The organism is Neisseria sp. P0019.S002 (assembly GCF_051957155.1).
Taxonomy (GTDB): Bacteria; Pseudomonadota; Gammaproteobacteria; order Burkholderiales; family Neisseriaceae; genus Neisseria; species Neisseria perflava.
In genome coordinates this window covers 1-438 of sequence record NZ_JBQCWS010000102.1, presented here as the reverse complement: position 1 = coordinate 438, position 438 = coordinate 1, and the positions used below count along the sequence as shown (strand labels likewise).

At 51.4% G+C, this 438-nt stretch carries 1 rRNA gene; it reads left to right on the top strand.

Going from position 1 to position 438, the window contains the following annotated elements:
• Positions 1 to 43: 43 nt before the first annotated feature.
• A 23S ribosomal RNA gene (locus tag ACTHTY_RS11785) occupies positions 44 to 438 on the top strand; the annotation flags it as partial.

The following is a 438-nucleotide window of genomic DNA, read 5'->3' as shown; positions in this document are numbered from 1 at the left end:
CCTTGTACCTTCTGCTGTAGGTCTCCTCATCGCGCATTTTTCCATGAGTAGCGCTAAATCTGGTTCAAAGCCCGCTCTCCTACCGCCCAATGTTTCCTACGCACCGTTCATCGGCGTAGTTTGCGTCGGCCCCTACGGCGCGGCCTCCCTGCGTCGTCGCTTGGCCACAGGTTAATATTCCTGTACTTGATTCAAATGCGATGTGGGGACGGAGAAGGTTAGGTTAGCAAGCTGTTGGCCTAGCTTGTTTAAGCAGGTAGGTGGAAGACTTAGGCAAATCCGGGTCTTCTTAACCCCGCGAAGTGATGACGAGTGTCTACGGACATGAAGTAAACGATACCCCGCTCCCCGGAAAAGCAAATAAGATTCAGTGTGGATTGAACTGTCACGCAAACTGAAACAGGTGGGCAGGATGAGAACTGTCTCTTCTAAACATCT